Source organism: Deltaproteobacteria bacterium (assembly GCA_026388415.1).
GTDB lineage: Bacteria > Desulfobacterota > Syntrophia > Syntrophales > JACQWR01 > JAPLJV01.
On sequence record JAPLJV010000052.1, the window covers coordinates 1 to 17,355 of the forward strand.

Sequence of the window (17,355 nt, forward strand, 5' to 3'; positions counted from 1 at the left end):
TCGTCTCTGTCTTTGACAATAGATGCTTTAATCGCTCCTTCTGGTCATCGCTTAATAATGTCGGTGGTCGCATATCTCCCTCCATAGTTTTTTATGGAGGATATTATATATTAGTTTATGTATGAATGCAACTTAGTATCACAACACATCCTATCTGTAAAGGTGGAATCGAGGCAGACCACAGCCATTATCATTTCTCTCTAAACTGCTATTTCTATGGTCTTTCTGTTCACATCGAGTAAATCGGTGGACACCTTCGCGCTGCACCGGTCAACGAGCAATGCAGCCAACTCGTCCCTTGCCGATTCTATTACTGACCGCGGCACGGGCGAGATCCCATCAATGTTGATGACGAGCCTTTTTGTGGTGTCCAGAATCTTAGTGAAATCGCCGTTTCGCCAGTTCCAGCGCCTGCACATTACATTCAGGGTCTTGTCGTCAAAATAGATTACTTCTCCAGCATCCGGGGTTTCCTTCGCTTCGCCTCCAAGTGGTATGAACATTTCATTCCCCTTCGACAGTCCCAGTCGCAGATTCCCCTCGATTTTTTGGACGTCATCCCCACCGCACGGGATCAGGTATTTGATGGACACATAATTAAAAAGAGCGACGATTGAGTTGATAAAAGGAAAACCACCGCTCTTTGCAACCCTCTTAAGTAACGACTTTATCGATGGTGGAAACTTATTCGGATTCGACCCGAGTTTCAGATAGACACTGTCCCAGGGTTTCACAAATTCATTGTCCAGCAGATTCAATCCGACTTTCTGCTGTATCTCCCCATTGAGCGTCGCGCTTATCACGTCATCAAAAAGTGCATTCTTGACGTCGCTCACTATGATCAATCCCCTCTTGAAATCAGGAAACCGGTCGAATATCTCCTGGTCTATGACAATCTGTCTCATCCTGCTCACCTCCAACCGCCGGAAAAATCAACCTTTTAAAACTGCGCCTTTCACGTGGTAAATATTAAAATTCCGGCTACTTACAGCACCTACCAAGCAAGGGTTTTCGGTTTTGAATTGCGGTGAAAATTACCAATTATAAGTGTTACTTTTAAAAGTCGGCAAACCCTTTGTGTAAATTACCGCAATCGAGAAAACGATAAATCTAACTGCTCGATATATGGCCGCCAGAATCGACGTTGCCTGTATAAATGCTCATCACAGGTACCGGCAAAGGTTCAAATTAAATCCCCATAAACGGGATAAGTGCGTTAACAAAATTATCTTCTGCCTGAAAGAACGTAACAAATTATTGCCGCTTTATTAACGAAGTGCTGGCAATTGAAGGTTACCGCGCAACTCCCGGATATGAGCGATCCCTTGCTTCTGCAAGTAGCTCCGCATTCCTTCAATTATTTCCAGCACAGCCAAGGGTCTGAAAAAGTTTGCCGTTCCCACTTGGACCGCTGTTGCACCGGCAATGATAAACTCCATGGCATCTTCGGCCGTGGTTATACCACCTATGCCGATCACGGGGATGGAGACAGTACTGGCAACCTGCCAGACCATTCGCACCGCTACCGGCTTAATGGCCGGTCCAGTCAGACCACCAGTCACGTTTCCCAGTTTTGGCTTCCTTGTTTCCACATCAATAGCCATACCCAGCAAGCCGTTAATAAGCGATACGGCATCCGCCCCGCCCTCTTCAGCGGCAAGTGCTATGGAGACAATATCAGTGACATTGGGGGTCAGCTTACAGATTACCGGTACCGAGCTCACTTTTTTTACCTCATAGACCACCTTGTACACCATTGTAGGATCAACACCAAAGCTCATGCCACCCTGCTTTACGTTAGGGCAGGACACGTTCAGTTCCAAGGCAGCTATTCCGCCCGCGCGGCATAGCTTTTCAGATACAGCAACAAAGTCGTCGATTGTATCAGCGGCTACATTGACGATAACCGGAACGCTGAGCCTTTTCAGGAAGGGGAGCTTATCCGCAATAAAAGAATCCACTCCCACGTTTTGCAGTCCGCAACTACTCAACATACCCGCGGCCGCCTCCACTACCCGTGGTGACGGATTCCCCTGGCGGGGCTTGATGGTAGTGGCCTTAACGACCAGGGCGCCCAACCTATTGATATCATATAGGTGGGAGTACTCCTCACCATAGCCAAAAGTTCCCGAAGCAGTCATAACCGGGTTTTGCATTATCATCCCCGGAAGTTCCACCGTCAGATCATAGTTGGCTGATATGCGGGAGGGTGGATTTATGTGTTCACTCATCCCATATCACCTCCTCTGCTTTGAATACCGGGCCTTCCCGGCAAACCAAGGCATACGTGTAGTCCAGGGAATTATGTTGGTGAGCTTGCACTTTGCAGACACAAGACTGGCACGCCCCAACACCACAGGCCATATGTTCCTCCAGGGAAACCTGACAAAGCATCCTATGAACCTTAGCCCACTGAGCAATTATTTTCAACATTCCCTTGGGACCGCAGGTATAAAGTGCGCATGCCCCGGTGTCCACTCCATTTGTCTCGAAATCTTCCAGCAGCTGTGACAGTACCTTTCCCAGCATAACCCGGGTAACCCAGGTGTTAACGCGCACGGTGCTGCCCAACCCTGCAAAGTCATCAACACAGATTAGATTTTCAGGAGAATGGGCCCCAATCAGGGCATAAACGTGTGGTTGTTGGTCTTTATCCCTCGGCGGGGCTGCAAGTTTTTCGGCCAAAAACATCATGGAAGCGACTCCGATTCCACCGGAGACCAGGATGGACCTTGCAGCAGAGAAGTCAATTTCAAATCCCTGGCCCAGAGGACCAAGAACATCTATGTTTTCTCCGGGATGCTTCCGAGACAGGAGCAGTGTGCCCTGGCCTCTTATCTTGTACACTACTGACACTACCCCATTTACCGTATTAACCCGGTAAATGGTCAGGGGACGACGCAGCAAAACATCATACTGCCGATTACAGGCAATGTTGACAAACTGCCCCGGCTTCCCCAAGCCAGCTATTTGTGGAGCTCTAAAAGACAAGCGGAAACAGTCTTGGCCAACCTTTTCTTGCTCAAGTACTTCTGCTTGGACTTCAAATATCCGGTTCATATGCTTTCCGGGACTTTGATGCCACCCAAATCCTGAGGCCATTCCATTCTTCTTACATCCTGCGCGTTACCACTCGAGGATCCGACAGCGGGTCTGCCCCCCGCCCATTCCTATAATAGACTGCGATCGAATGCCCACTGTTTGTTTGAAGGGGCAGTGCTTTATCTCTGCGGAAGTATAGGGAGAAGGACTTTTTGAGTCAAGAGGTTTTTTTGCCAACAGTGCCTTCTTGTGCCGGTCAGTTTTACCTTGACAGACAAAACCGGGTGTGTTTAACTGCGCCCATCGAAGGCGATATCTTATCAAACAACATAAGAAAAGTAGATTGGGTTCTAATGAGCAATAGCAATTTATTAAACTCATTTGTCTGCTCCGGCGATACGGGCAATATTCAGTTTAATGGTGTACGCTACATGCTTATCCGTCCTGAGACCATCTGTGCACTGCAAAAGTCCGTCGAGGAGAAATTGGGTGACGCCAGTGCTGACATTTTTTTCAACAGTGGATTGACTGGTGGAAAAATGTCTACAGTGAAATATATGCAGTTGTTTAGCCTCTCGAAGAAGGAGGCCGCCCAGTACATGTGCGACATGGGGGGGCAGATAGGTTGGGGGAAGTTCATCCTTGAAGAATTTAATGTGCCGGCGGAAAAAATTTCGATAAGAGTTCTCAATTCGGCTTTTGCAGCCTATTATGGGGGCTCGGAAAAACCTGTTTGTCATTTTATTAGAGGTGTTGTAGCGGGGATCGCCCTTGGTGTCTTTGAGCAGCCCGCAGAGGTGGTGGAAACACTGTGTTTATCAAAGAAAGATGCTTTTTGCAGATTTGAGACGGTTGGAAAATCAGCTGGCATGGTCAGGTAAGAGTGAAGTCGAAATCAAAAAAGGGGGGGTAAGATGAAAAAAGCAGGAATGTTTGCGTTAATGGTCTTTATTGTTGCGTGCGTGAGTTTCTTCCCCAATCTGGATGCGAAAGCGGAAACTGAACTTAAAGCAATCTCTTTTTTGCCGAAGGAGCACAAATTGTGCGCCATGATCCCTACCTGGATCGAAAGAATCAATAATGAACTCAAAGGAGTAGTAAAAATCACCTGGGTCGGCGGGCCTGAGATCATGGCGGCGTTTAACCAGCCGGAGGCATTACGAAAGGGTATATTTCAGGTTGGTTTTATCCCTACCGCTTATTATACTGGTTTACTGCCTGAAGGGGATAGCATTAGTTTGTCCCGTTATGATTTCAAAAGAGAGAGAGAGAAGGGCGGTATTTGGGATTACATGGTAGAACACCACAAGAAGATCAATATGATTCCCCTGGGTACCTGGCTATATGATCCATTTTATCTTTATGTCAAGAAACCCATTGCCAAGCTGGATGATCTCAAAGGCTTAAAATTAAGGACAGCCGCCAAGTATGATAAGATGATGAAGACGCTGGGGATGGTCCCGGTAACCATCGAGTTCGGTGAGACGTATACAGCATTGCAGCGCGGAGCTGTTGAAGGTTTTGGATGGTCAACAATCGGTCCCAGGGACTGGGGCTGGCTCGATGATACCAAGTATGTCATTGATATCCCGTTCTATGCCCGTCAGAATACCCTTATGCTCATGAACCTCGACGCATGGCAGAAGCTTCCCAAGAATGTACAGGCCAAGATCATGGACATCACGATCAAGTTTGAACCTGAGATGAAGGCATACTTCGAAAAGGCCGTTGCAACTGAAAAGGCAGCGATGGAAAAGCAGGGTGTTAAAAGAATCTCGCTCTCTCCCGGGGATACCAAGAAGTACATTGAAACGGCAGATAACGCTTTTCTTGAGGATCTGGATAAGAAGATGCCGGGAGAGGTTAAGATATTAAAGAAGATTATGGGGCTGGAGTAGAGGAGGTTCCATGAAAGTCTCAATTGAATTTCTTGAATCTATTCTCGCAAAGATAAATAAATTTTTTGTGTTTATAGCCTGCCTGATGTACGTCGGCACCATTTTGCTCATTAACTTTGATCTCTTCATGAGATTTGCTTTTCGTGCACCCATTGCAGGGCTGACGGAGGTGACCGAGATATTTCTTCTGTATATGACATTTCTCGGGGCTGCCTGGCTATACAAGGATGATGGACATGTTGTTGTTGATATTGTTCTCTATAATCTTGTTTCTAAATCGCTCGCCAAAAAGATACTGATCCTGCAAAATCACATTATCGTCGGCATTATCAGTGGTATCCTTGTCTACTATGGTTCTCTCACTACTTTTGACCACTATATGCGGGGTGCGTACAACCCCACTATCCTTGAAACTCCTATTGCACTTGCGATTGCAATAATTCCTGTCGGCAGTTTCATTCTTTTACTGGAAGTGCTGGTTAAAATCTTCAACATAGGCTATCGGCCAAAAATAGTAGACCCGATAAAATGATGGAGTTTAGCACTCCTCCCACAGGGTGGGGCGTATAAGCAGAGGTAAGGGGGGCAGCATCTCCCTTACCTCTGCTTTGCATTTGTTCCCGTCAACAGGATGGGGTATTCTGCGGATGAAATATTATCACATGGCAGTTAGCCATAATTAATAAGTTAGAAATTATTCCATGGGCTTTTCTACCCCTCAAGGGGGTACTGAAAAGAGTGACAAGAAATAATTTTGTAAACTTACTTATCCCGTTTATCGGGATTCGGGATGACGAGGAGGTTTCATTTTTTATGGACTGGATAACTGCACTTGTCTTGATCTTCTCTCTACTTTCAGTTTTATTTTTGATAGGCGTTCCTGTTGCCTTTTCTTTCATCGGTGTAAATTTAGTTTTTGGATATATTTTCTGGGGAGATGCCGCATTTTCTCAGACTATTTTGAATCTTTACCGGTCTACCAGCCTTTTCTCACTTGTTCCGGTGCCGCTCTTCATTTTGATGGGCGAGGTCATCTTCCTCTACGAGATTGCACCCAATATGATGGACACGCTCGATAAATGGATCGGAAGAATACCGGGCAGGTTAAGCCTTATGGCAGTAGCGGGCGGAGTTCTTTTTTCAACACTATCGGGTTCTTCAATGGCTAGCACGGCAATGCTTGGGAAGACCCTACTTCCAGAAATGGAAAAAAAGGGATACAAGCCTGAAATGACCATGGGGCCGATTATGGGGAGCGGTTGTCTTGCAGGTATGATGCCTCTTAGCGCTCTCGGCATAGTAACAGCGACACTCGCAAGCATTTCGGTTGGAGATTTTATACTCACCATAATCGGTCCGGGTATCCTGATGGCAACTATTTATGCTCTCTATATTATTGTGAGAGCTCGGCTGCAGCCCCATCTCGCCCCGCCCTATGATCTAAAAAGGGTGCCATTGAAAGAGAAGATAATCCTTACGGCAAAATACGTCCTGCCATTAGGAATGATTTTGTTCTCTGTTGTCGGCATCATCGTGGCCGGCGTTGCAGCCCCTACCGAGGCGGCAGCTGTGGGTGCGCTCATCTGCTTCATTCTGGCCTTTATCTATAAGGGTTTCAGGTTCGACCTCCTCAAAAAAGCCCTTGTCCAAAGCCTGAAAGTGGTTGTGATGCTATTTATCATATTGTCGGGTGCAACTGGCTTTTCTGAAATTCTTGCTTATACCGGGGCAACGCAGAATCTCGTAGAAATTGTGAAGCATATCGAACTGTCTCCCATGGGAATATTGATCATAATGCAGATTATTCTCATTGTCCTTGGCACTTACCTCGAATCACTGGCTATCATGATGATTACTATTCCCATATATATGCCGATCATCAAGACCCTTGGATTTGATCCGTACTGGTTTTGCGCAATATTCCTCATCAACATGGAACTGGCGACGATCTCACCTCCTTATGGCCTGGTTTTGTTTACCATGAAAGGGGTGGCACCCCACCACACTATGGGCGATGTATTCAAGGCAAGCATACCTTTTTGTATTCTCGACACCCTTGCACTTATTCTGGTAATGATATTCCCGAGCATAGCGCTTTTTATACCGCATCTGTTTAAACATTAGTAAGGAGATAGGCATAGTTAAGGATATGGAATGAGGATATCAATAGATGTAGGCGGCACATTTACCGATGTTATTTTGATTGATGAGAAGGAGGGGATTTTTCAATATGCCAAAACCCCTACTACGCATTACGATTTAGCCGAGGGTGTCCTCAATGGGCTGGAGGAGATTCTTGAAATTTCCGGCAAATCCATTCGGGATTTGGATTATCTCATTCATGGCACCACTATTGGCACCAATGCGATTATAGAGGGTAAAGGTGCGAAGGTTGGTCTGATTACCACCGGGGGTTTTGAAGATGTTCTTGAGATCCGGCGGGTAGCCCGCCCGAAGGAAGCAGCCTTCGATTTTGAAGTGGATAATCCGCCGCCCCTCGTTCCCCGTTACTTGAGGAAAGGCGTTATTGAGCGGATGAATAGCAAGGGAGAAGTGTATACTCCCCTCGATGAACATTCTGTCCATAACGTAATAGATTTCTTTAAGAAAGAGAGAGTTGAGGCGATCGCTATTTCTCTCCTCTTTTCCTTCCTCAATCCCCGTCATGAAAAGCGAGTAGCAGAGATATGCCGGGATGCTTTTCCGGAGGCATTAGTTTCCCTTTCCTCGGAGATATGTCCCGAGTTTCGAGAATATGAACGGACTTGTACCACCGTAATGAACGGATACCTCGGGCCGGTTATCAAAAGGTATATGGATAATCTTATGAACCGGCTGAAACAGAAGTACGGGAATATTCGTCTTCACATCATGCAGAGTAACGGTGGCTCGATGGCCGCCGAAGCAGCGGGAGATCATTCGGCTCATTTGATAAATTCCGGTCCTGCAGGCGGAGCAATGGCTACTGCCTACATTAGCAAATTGACCGGATGTGAAATGGCTATCGGTGCTGATATGGGAGGAACAACCTTTGATATTTCAATCATAGACAAGGGGATGCCCAAGACAACCACCTGGGGCGGGGTAGGGGAATACCCCATCAAACTTCCCATGGTGGACATGAAAACAATTGGCGCCGGTGGCGGCAGCATCGCCTGGATTGATAACGGCGGTGTTTTGAATGTGGGCCCTCAAAGTGCCGGATCAGAACCTGGTCCAGCCTGCTATGGATGGGGGGGAGAGCTACCGACTGTTACGGATGCCAATCTTGTCTTGGGTCGTCTCAATCCCGATTATTTTCTCGGCGGCAGGATCCCGCTTTTCCCGGAGCGTGCAATAAAAGCAATCAAGGAAGGGGTGGCTGACAAAATGGCCTACTCCGTTGAAGAAGCTGCCGTAAGCATTATCCGCATTGTGAATGCCAACATGGCAAAGGGAATTAGCGGGGTTTCCGTCCAAAGAGGCTACGACTTAAGGGAATTTATCCTGGTACCTTTCGGAGGCGCTGCCGCGAATCATGCAGTTGACCTTGCAGCGGAGCTTGGGATCAGTAAAGTTTACGTCCCGCCGATGTGCGGCAATTTCTCTGCGGTTGGCCTTGCGGTGGCCGACATTCAGCACGATTATGTGCGCACCTTGGCGAAAAAGCAAAAAGATATCAGCGTAAATGAGCTCCTGAAGGCTTATAACAATTTGGAACGAGACGGGATTCGGCAACTGAAAGAAGGAAACGTACGAGATGAGGATATTCACATTGAATGGTCTGCCGATCTCAGATATGAAGGACAGTCTTGGGAGCTGAATACTCCCATTGAGCGAAGTGCTACTTTCGGTGAGAGGGAATTGCAAAACATTCTCTCATCCTTCCACGCTCTCCATCAGAAGGTATACTCCTATAGCGAACCGAAAGAACCCTTGGAATTTATCAACCTGCGAGTGAAAACAATCGGAAGGAATCCAAGCCTGACCCTCCCTAGAGAAATAATGGCCCCTGTTCCCCTTTCGGAAGCTCTGAAGACAAAGCGGCCCGTCTATTTCAAAGATACCGGTTTCGTTGAAATTCCTGTCTATGAGCGCGATCGTCTGCACGGTGGCAACGAAGTGGTTGGCCCTGCGCTCATCGAGGAGATGATTTCTACCACTCTGCTTCCATCAGGATGGGTTGGTGTCATAGATGAATTTAAAAATATTGTGATCACGCAAATCAATTGAATGGGAGCTTCAGTCCACCATTGCGGAAGGAAAATATGCAATACAAAGCAGATGCGGTAACGATGCAGGTAATCCGTTATGGATTAGACGCCATTGCCGACGATATGGGGTATAACCTCATGCGCATGGGAAGGACAACGATCGTCAAGGAAATAATGGATATTAACTGTGCGGTTTTGGATGCTTCCGGCGGTATATTGGCCCAGGCCCATCTCTGCCCCTTGATGATGTTCAGCCTGCCAACAACGGCAACCAACATGTTAAAGCATATAGATACGTTCGAAGAAGGGGATGTCATCATCTGTAACGATCCTTATTTAGGTGGCCAGCATCTGCTGGATATGCAATTTTTTTCACCGGTCCTGTTCGATGGGAAAGTTATCGCTTTCGTGGCGAACATTGCCCACCAGCTTGATATGGGAGGATCCGTCCCCGGTGGGGTTGCTGGCGGTCTTACCGAGATATATCAGGAAGGATTAAGGCTCCCCTTTGTTAAGCTATACCGCGGAGGGGTTGAGGATCGGCAAATTTTTAATATCATCTCCAAGAACATCCGTGTCCCTGAAAAGACCCTGGAGGATTTCAGAGCCCAGGCGGCAACAACTGTGGGAGGGGTCCAACGGGTGAAGGGCTTGGTTGCCAAGTACGGAGTCGAAACATTCCTGAAGTGTACAGAAATGCTTCTTGACTATGGAGAAGGCCTGGTTCGTAAGGCATTTACCGCGATGCCGGATGGAGACTATACGGGCAGTGATTATGTGGACGATGACGGTATTTCCGATGAGCCTTTTAAAGTTCAGATTAACGTCCATATCAAAGGCGACGAGATGTTCGTAGACTTCCAGGGAACCAGTTCACAGGCCCAAGGGAACATTAACTGCCCCTGGTCCTGTACCCAGGGCGGGGTCTTCTATACCATTGTCGGGATTGTAGACCCGTACATGGTGGTCAATTCGGGTACTTTCCGTCCTATCCACGTAGCGAGTGATGTCGGGCTGATCACTAATCCCAGTCCTCCCGCAGGGGTTACTGCCAGGAGTCAGGTGATGACGAAGATTACCGAGGCCATGCTGAAGGCGATGAGCACGGTGGTTCCTAGCCGTGTGGTTTCCGGCAGTCATGGCCAGGCATGCACATGCTCTTTTAGTGGTGTTTATCCTGAGACCGGCAAGCGCTTCACCTATATCGAAATTCAAGGGGGTGGGGCAGGAGCGAGGCACGACAAGGATGGACCTGATGGTCAGGATCTTCACTTGGGTCGTTTCCTCAATACTCCTGTGGAAGCTGCCGAGATAGAGAATCCGGTAATGATTGAAAGATATGAATTCATTCCTGATTCAGGGGGGGCGGGAGAGCATCGTGGCGGGCTTTCGTTGCGGAGAGATACCCGTTTCCTGACGGACGTTACCTGGGCCCGTTATTCCGATCGGCAGAAGTTCAAACCGCAGGGGCTCTTCGGGGGTAAGGAAGGAACGAAGGGTGAGCTTGTTCTTAATCCGGGTACAGCAGGGGAGCAAAAGCAAAAGTCGAAAGGTGTCACCAAACTGAAAGCCGGTGATGTTCTGAGCATCCGCCTGCCGGGTAGTGGTGGTTATGGAGATCCTATAAAGCGAGATCCGGAAAAGATACGTTGGGATGTCGTAAATGCTAAAGTAAGTCTCGAATCTGCCAAAGATGACTATCTTGTCATCTTTAATGATGATCTGACTATTAATGAAGAGAAAACGCAATATCTTCGTACGAAGGCAAAAGCAGGTTAATAAACTTTAGATGGAGGAAGGGAATCAAAGGATTCGCCGGGCCACAATCCAAAGCATTGGAAGGTCTCTTGTGTCACTTCGACACAGGTTCCCCGTTGACAAGCAAGGCCTTTCGTACTTTTCCAAGGCTTGTGCGGGGAAAATCCCTGCAAAAAGTCACGTGCCTCGGCCATTTGAAGCGGGCTAACCGCCCCCCGCAGAAGGAGATCACGTCTTCTGCCAGAACATTTGCCCCAATCTTGGTAATGACAAAAGCGTGCCCCACTTCACCCCATATCTCGTCTGCAACGCCCACGATAGCGATATCCTCAACACACGGGTGCTCCCGCAGGGCCTTCTCCACTTCCGCCGGATAGACATTTTCACCCCCCGAGATATACATGTCCTTGGCCCGGTCCACCAGGTAGAAATACCCATCTTCATCTTTGCGGGCCAAGTCCCCCGTGTAGAGCCAGCCGTTTTTGATTGTCTCTTCGGAGCGAACAGGGTCCTGCCAGTATTCCTTCATCATAATGGAGCCCCGCACGACGATCTCACCCACTTCACCGGAATTTACGGGCCGGTCTTGTCGGTCCACCAGATTAACCTCCGCGTGGAAAACGGGTCGGCCGACGGTACCAGGTTTTCGCAATGACTCTTCCGCGGAGGCCCAAAGGAGGATAGAGGTCTCTGTCTGGCCCATGATCTGGCAAAGAGGAAACCCGGCCTGCATGCATCGGGCCAGCAGCTCGGGTGTGGTCTTTTCCCCGCCTATGGCACAAACCAATAGAGAAGAAAGGCTTCCCCTTCGCTCCTGCTCAACCCCAAGGAGCGCTCTATAAACCGTGGGAACACCGAGTAGTTTGGTTACCCTGAACCGCTCTATGTCCTTATAGGTCATGTCGGGATCGAACTTGGGATGAATGATCATGGTTGCGCCCTTGTACAGGATTGGCGAAGCCTGGATAAAGAGCCCTCCGGAGTGGTAAAGGGGAAGGACAATGAGCATGATATCGTCAAAGTGGAGATTGAAGAAAATATCCGCGTTGAGACAATTGAAGAAGGTCTTACGATGGGAAAGGACGGCCCCCTTTGGCTGGCCGGTGGTGCCGGAAGTGTACATGATGACATGGGGCTCTTCGGGGTCGGTGGGGCCCAGAGACTCCGTTAGAAACGGCTCCTGTCCGTCAAAGGCCTTTGTCTCAACGTTGTAGTCCATGATTTCAGGGGATGCGATCTTGTGACCAACGCTTCCGAGCAACATGGGAGGTGTGCAGGTGTTCAGGTTGAGTCCGGTAACCAGTTCTCCGTAACGTTCTCCGAAGACGAAGAGCCGGGGCCGGGAATTCCCCAAGATAAAGCCCAAATCGGGCCTTGCGAGACGGAAATTGATGGGCACGAAGATCGCCCCCAGGCGGGCACAGGCAATGTAAAGATCAATAAACTCCGGACAGTTTTCGAGCAACACCCCTACCCGGTCTCCCTTCTCGATCCCCAGGGACTGGAGCCAGCAACTCGCACGGTTTGCCCTCCGGTGAAGCTCCAGATAGCTGATCTCCTGTCCTTTGAAGATGATAGCAGGTTTATGAGGCTGCAGTTCACTCCAGCGCAACACCCACCAGGCTATGTTCATTGACTTGATCATTTTTCCCTCGTACTGCATCTCGGTAATAACATCGCTTCTAGCGAGAGAGGTATAGGCGATTTGTTTTTGCCTGTCAAGGGGTGTATTATCTTAAAAAGTACCGTCTATACGGTAGGAAAGGGAAACTTGGTAGCGGGCGCTTTTTTGAGAAATCATTCCATCTTCTGGCTGAGTCACCCTTCAAGAAGGCTTGTTTGAGCACTGTCTATACAGATCTTTCTGCATGCCTCAAATTAGCTTCGCTGAGAAAGTAACATCATTCGTTACGGGTTGAAATCAAGCATTTTCTTCAAGGGTGACGTTTTACTTCCTTGAAGAGGAAGTTATGCTTGCCCCCGATCATCCCCCCAAAATGCCACATTTCATCTGGTACTCGGCAATATACCTTGATCAAAAAAATAGCTACTTGTAACCTACTTGTTCATGATGGATAATCACTCCTGACGTCGCCATCCGATTGAGCAGCTTCCATTCCTGTTCCGCACTTATATCCAAAGCGGCGGCAATTTCACCGGAGAAGATGATTTTTTTTAAGTAGTTGGGCATAGTCGAGAGGCTGCATTTCCATTTCGCCCAACCTGGTTTTCTCGCGTTTCACTATGTTATTTGTTCCTTCCTTGAAAGAGGAGTTACGAGTAAAATAAAAAGCCTTTATCAAATTTTTTTAGAATTTTGATTATCGAAAATATTCATGATTGGAGAAAGGTGCACGTAATCTAAATGAAAATAAATCGGGCAGGCAACATTTCACATTGACAAAGACACCAAGAGGTTATAGATGTGCTCAGACAATCCGTTAACAAGCCTGGGGCTGATAACGGATTTTTTTTACAGGGGGAAAGAGGCGATGGCGGCAGCGGATGTATTGCTCTACGACACAACATTAAGGGACGGCACACAAGGGGAACAGATCAATTTCACGGCTGAGGATAAATTACGCATTGCGCGGCGTCTGGATGATAATGGTTTCCACTATATAGAAGGGGGCTGGCCCGGCTCTAATCCGAAGGACATGCGTTTCTTTGAACTGGCGAAAGAGGCTGATCTCAAGCAGGCCCGTCTTACCGCCTTCGGCAGCACGCGCAAGCCCGATATAAAACCGGAAGATTGTCCCAACCTGCAGGCGCTTATAGCCGCAGCAACACCGACGGTGACGATTTTCGGCAAGTCATGGGATCTGCATGTAAATGAGATCCTGCAAACAACCCTCCTCGAAAACATGGCCATGATTCGTGATTCCATAATTTTTCTTAAGGCCATGGGAAAAGAAACGATTTTCGATGCCGAGCATTTCTTTGACGGCTACAAGAACAATCCCCATTACGCCTTGGAGGTTATAGAGACAGCCGCTGTCGCCGGCGCAGACATGATCGTTCTGTGTGATACCAATGGCGGTACCATGCCTCAGGAAATCACTGAAATAATCGCCGCTGTCAGTGAACTCATTCCGCCGCAGCGCCTGGGCATCCATGCCCATAATGATTGCGGACTGGCGGTGGCCAATTCCCTGGCGGCAGTTCTGTGCGGAGTGAGGATGGTGCAAGGGACGGTTAACGGCTTTGGCGAGCGGTGCGGCAACGCCAACCTGATTACCATCATCTCCAACTTGCAGCTCAAAATGGGTAAGAATTGCCTGACTGAGGCCCAGCTCAGCCAATTGTCCAAGCTGGCCCATTATGTAAGCGATGTGGCCAACATTCCTCCCGTTCCGTATAGCCCCTACGTCGGGCGCAGCGCCTTCGCCCATAAGGGGGGGATCCATGTGAGCGCCATTGCCAAAAACGCCAGTGCCTACGAACACATCAAACCGGAATTGGTGGGGAACCGGCAGCGCGTCCTGGTTTCGGATCTGGCCGGGAAAAGCAATATCGAGTACAAGGCCCGGGAAATGGGGATTGACCTGGGAACCGACGAGCTTACGAGCCGGAAGATCGTGACGGAAATCAAAAAAATGGAAGATGAGGGCTATCAGTTTGATGCAGCCGAAGGCTCATTGTCGCTGCTGATCAAGAAAACAACCGGTGAATTCAAGGCGCCTTTTGCCCTGGAAAGTTTTCAGGTCATCAACTCCAAGACGGACGCGACGCCCTCCCAGTGCCACGCAACGGTCAAGATAACCGTCGGCGATGAAGAAGAGCTGACGGCGGCGGAAGGCAACGGCCCCATCAATGCCCTTGATCATGCCTTAAGGAAGGCCCTGACAAAATTTTATCCCCAGATTGCCGAGATGCACCTGGTGGATTTCAAGGTCCGGATCATCGAGAGTAGCGAAGGTACCGGGGCCAAGGTGAGGGTTTTACTGGATTCCCGTGATGACAATGATCTCTGGAGCACGATCGGCGTCTCCGCCAATATCATTGATGCCGGTTGGTATGCACTCGTGGACAGCATCCAGTATAAATTAAGCAAGGACAAACTGAACAAGCATAATCCGACCAACGGGACCAGGAAAGAATAAGTTCATTGCCAAGCCTTTTTGTTTCTGGTAAAGAGGAGCTAAGAATTTATGACGGGTTAGCAAAGATAACAGTATGTTAATTTCCATAAACAGCCAAAATCCCCAGATGCGGCTGATTAAAAAGGCGGTGGAGATTCTCCAGCAGGGCGGGCTCGTTATCTATCCTACCGACACGGTCTACGGTCTCGGGTGTGCGCTGTCCAACAAGAGAGGGATAGAAAGGATCTACGCAATCAAGCGACAGAACAAAAAACAGCCTTTAAGTTTCATCTGTGCCGATCTCAAAGACATCAGCAGTTATGCACGGGTATCTGATCCCTCCTACAAGACCATGAAGCACTTCCTGCCCGGTCCTTACACTTTTATTCTTGAGGCCTCGCGCCTGGTACCAAAAATCATCCTGCCCAAGAGAAAGACGACCGGCATCAGGGTCCCGGATAACGCCATCTGCTTGGCCTTGGTCAGGGAACTGGGCGAGCCCATCATCAACAGCAGCGTTAAAAACGAAAGGGATGAATTTATCAGCGATCCCCGGATAATTGAAGAAAAGTTCCGGCATCATGTGGACCTGGTTATTGACGGCGGCATACTGGCGCCGGAACCTTCCTCCGTCATCAGTCTCATAGAAGACAGGATAGAAGTTATCAGAACCGGCAAAGGCGATGTAACGGCTTTTTTACGATTAAAATAACCGCTGGCCGTTGTTGCCCACTCGCGGCCTGCCACCAACCTTTATGAGGGAATTATGAAACAGGAGATGCTCATCAATGCCGTCCACCCGGAACAGAAGCGGATGGCCATTCTGGAAGACGGCAAACTCATTGAATTCGACATCCAGATGTCTTTTAAGCAGCCCATCACGGGTAATATTTACCTGGGTGTAGTTCAAAAGGTGGAACGGGGCCTGCAGGCCGCCTTTGTAAACTACGGCGGCAAGAAGGATGGCTTTCTGCCCTTGCGCGACGTGAGCCCGGATAATTTCACGGAAGCAAGTAGCAGAGAAGGCAATCACGAAGCGGGAAGACATACGCTGAAAGTCGGGCAGGAGGTACTGGTCCAGGTACTCCGGGAGGTAAGCGGCCAGAAGGGCGCCCTGCTGACCGGTTATATCTCACTGCCGGGCCGCTACCTCGTCCTGCTGCCGAACAAAGAGAGCAGCGGCGTTTCGCGCAAGATAGAAGATGAAGATGACAGGAAGCGTTTGAAGGCGATCGTGGGACAGATACAAAAAGATGAGGGGCTCGGCTTTATCGTCCGTACCGCCGGCATGAGCCGCACGAAACAGGAACTCTCCCGCGACTACCAGCACCTTTTAAGGCTCTGGCAGGAAATCCAGAAAAAAACAAAATCCATCTCGGCCCCGGCACTGATCTATCAGGAAAGCGATTTCGGCGTCCGGACCCTGCGGGATTATTTTATCCCGGAGATTACGGAAATATGGGTGGACGACCCGGAGACATTCAAAAAAATGCGCGCCTACTGCAAGGCTATCGCTCCCCGGAATTTAAAGATGATCCAGCTTTACAAGGAAAAAACTTCCATCTTCGACAAATTCCAGTTGGAAGATCAGATCCGCGGCATCTACCAGGATCGGGTCAATCTGAAGTCCGGCGGCTATGTCATCATCAAACCCACGGAGGCCATGATTACCATTGATGTCAACTCCGGGCGGGCCTCCAACAAAAGGAATGTGGAAGAGACGGCTTTCCGGACCAATATCGAGGCCGCCGAGGAAGTAGCCAGACAGCTCCGCCTGCGCGATCTCGGCGGTCTGATCGTGATAGATTTTATTGACATGATGGACCGGAAAAACAATGCGGAGGTAGAAAGAACCTTCAAGAAGGCCTTGAGCCTCGATCGGGCCCGGATCCAATTGGCGAAAATTTCCAAGTTCGGCATCATGGAGCTTTCGCGCCAGAAAAAGCACTCCACCATCCAGGAAATCAGCTACATGCCCTGTCCTTTCTGCCATGGCAGCGGTATCCGGCCATCCCTTGAATATGCGGCGCTCAGCGCCTTCCGGAAAATGGAATCCCAGGCGGTAAAAGGCGCCTCTTCCAGCCTCACGGTTTCGCTTCCTCACGAAGTGGCCCATTATCTGCTCAACCAGAAGCGTAGCGAAATCTGTAAGCTGGAAACTGACTACGAGATGGACATCCATGTTGTGACCGTGACCGACATGGCCTGGGATGCCGTAACTATCGAAGCGACTACGAGAAAACCTATCTTGGGGGCACAGGAAGCCAGATTGAAAAGTCTGACCGGACAGGAGGAAGGGCAAGAACTCGAAGCGGAGGAAAGTGACGAGGAGGAAATAAACTCGGAATTAGTAGAATATCCGGAAAAATCAACAATTGTCGC

14 protein-coding genes are annotated in these 17,355 nt (G+C 48.9%); 9 read left to right on the plus strand and 5 right to left on the minus strand.

Going from position 1 to position 17,355, the window contains the following annotated elements:
- Positions 1–200 precede the first annotated feature (200 nt).
- The 3 genes from NT140_10915 to NT140_10925 form a co-directional block, all read right to left on the minus strand.
- Entirely contained in the window at positions 201–905 is a 705-nt protein-coding gene (locus NT140_10915; GenBank protein ID MCX5832374.1) for a phenylalanine--tRNA ligase beta subunit-related protein, read from the minus strand.
- Between the two features lie 363 nt (positions 906–1,268).
- A complete protein-coding gene (locus tag NT140_10920; protein ID MCX5832375.1) occupies positions 1,269–2,231 on the minus strand; it encodes a dihydroorotate dehydrogenase in 963 nt (320 codons plus the stop codon).
- Positions 2,224–3,060, minus strand: coding sequence for a dihydroorotate dehydrogenase electron transfer subunit (locus tag NT140_10925; protein MCX5832376.1), 837 nt, complete (start codon positions 3,058–3,060; stop codon positions 2,224–2,226). The genes NT140_10920 and NT140_10925 overlap by 8 nt, the downstream gene beginning before the upstream one ends.
- Positions 3,061–3,254: 194 nt before the next feature.
- On the opposite strand from NT140_10925, the gene NT140_10930 reads away from it, so the two are divergent.
- The 6 genes from NT140_10930 (at position 3,255) to NT140_10955 (ending at position 10,912) form a co-directional block, all read left to right on the plus strand.
- Positions 3,255–3,923, plus strand: coding sequence for a hypothetical protein (locus NT140_10930; GenBank protein ID MCX5832377.1), 669 nt, complete (start codon positions 3,255–3,257; stop codon positions 3,921–3,923).
- A gap of 33 nt (positions 3,924–3,956) precedes the next feature.
- Positions 3,957–4,940, plus strand: a complete 984-nt coding sequence (gene dctP, locus NT140_10935) for a TRAP transporter substrate-binding protein DctP (GenBank protein ID MCX5832378.1) — start codon at positions 3,957–3,959, stop codon at positions 4,938–4,940.
- A 10-nt stretch (positions 4,941–4,950) separates the two neighbouring features.
- On the plus strand, positions 4,951–5,472 hold the full coding sequence (locus NT140_10940) for a TRAP transporter small permease (GenBank protein MCX5832379.1): 522 nt from the start codon (positions 4,951–4,953) through the stop codon (positions 5,470–5,472).
- A gap of 206 nt (positions 5,473–5,678) precedes the next feature.
- On the plus strand, positions 5,679–7,064 hold the full coding sequence (locus NT140_10945) for a TRAP transporter large permease (protein MCX5832380.1): 1,386 nt from the start codon (positions 5,679–5,681) through the stop codon (positions 7,062–7,064).
- A 30-nt stretch (positions 7,065–7,094) separates the two neighbouring features.
- Positions 7,095–9,152: a hydantoinase/oxoprolinase family protein gene (locus tag NT140_10950; protein ID MCX5832381.1), complete on the plus strand. Its 2,058-nt coding sequence runs from the start codon at positions 7,095–7,097 to the stop codon at positions 9,150–9,152.
- Between the two features lie 35 nt (positions 9,153–9,187).
- On the plus strand, positions 9,188–10,912 hold the full coding sequence (locus tag NT140_10955; GenBank protein MCX5832382.1) for a hydantoinase B/oxoprolinase family protein: 1,725 nt from the start codon (positions 9,188–9,190) through the stop codon (positions 10,910–10,912).
- A 73-nt stretch (positions 10,913–10,985) separates the two neighbouring features.
- On the opposite strand, the gene NT140_10960 is transcribed toward NT140_10955, so the two are convergent.
- Both NT140_10960 and NT140_10965 read right to left on the minus strand, forming a co-directional pair.
- Positions 10,986–12,536, minus strand: a complete 1,551-nt coding sequence (locus NT140_10960; protein MCX5832383.1) for an AMP-binding protein — start codon at positions 12,534–12,536, stop codon at positions 10,986–10,988.
- A 402-nt stretch (positions 12,537–12,938) separates the two neighbouring features.
- A complete protein-coding gene (locus NT140_10965) occupies positions 12,939–13,082 on the minus strand; it encodes a hypothetical protein (protein MCX5832384.1) in 144 nt (47 codons plus the stop codon).
- 301 nt (positions 13,083–13,383) lie between these two features.
- Between NT140_10965 and cimA the strand changes: the two genes are divergently transcribed.
- The 3 genes from cimA to NT140_10980 all read left to right on the plus strand — a co-directional run.
- Positions 13,384–14,994 carry a citramalate synthase gene (gene cimA, locus NT140_10970; protein ID MCX5832385.1) on the plus strand — a complete coding sequence of 537 codons (1,611 nt, stop codon included), beginning with the start codon at positions 13,384–13,386 and terminating at the stop codon, positions 14,992–14,994.
- A gap of 73 nt (positions 14,995–15,067) precedes the next feature.
- Positions 15,068–15,685 carry an L-threonylcarbamoyladenylate synthase gene (locus tag NT140_10975; protein ID MCX5832386.1) on the plus strand — a complete coding sequence of 206 codons (618 nt, stop codon included), beginning with the start codon at positions 15,068–15,070 and terminating at the stop codon, positions 15,683–15,685.
- 54 nt (positions 15,686–15,739) lie between these two features.
- On the plus strand, positions 15,740–17,355 hold a 1,616-nt coding region (locus NT140_10980), incomplete at its 3' end, for an Rne/Rng family ribonuclease (protein ID MCX5832387.1).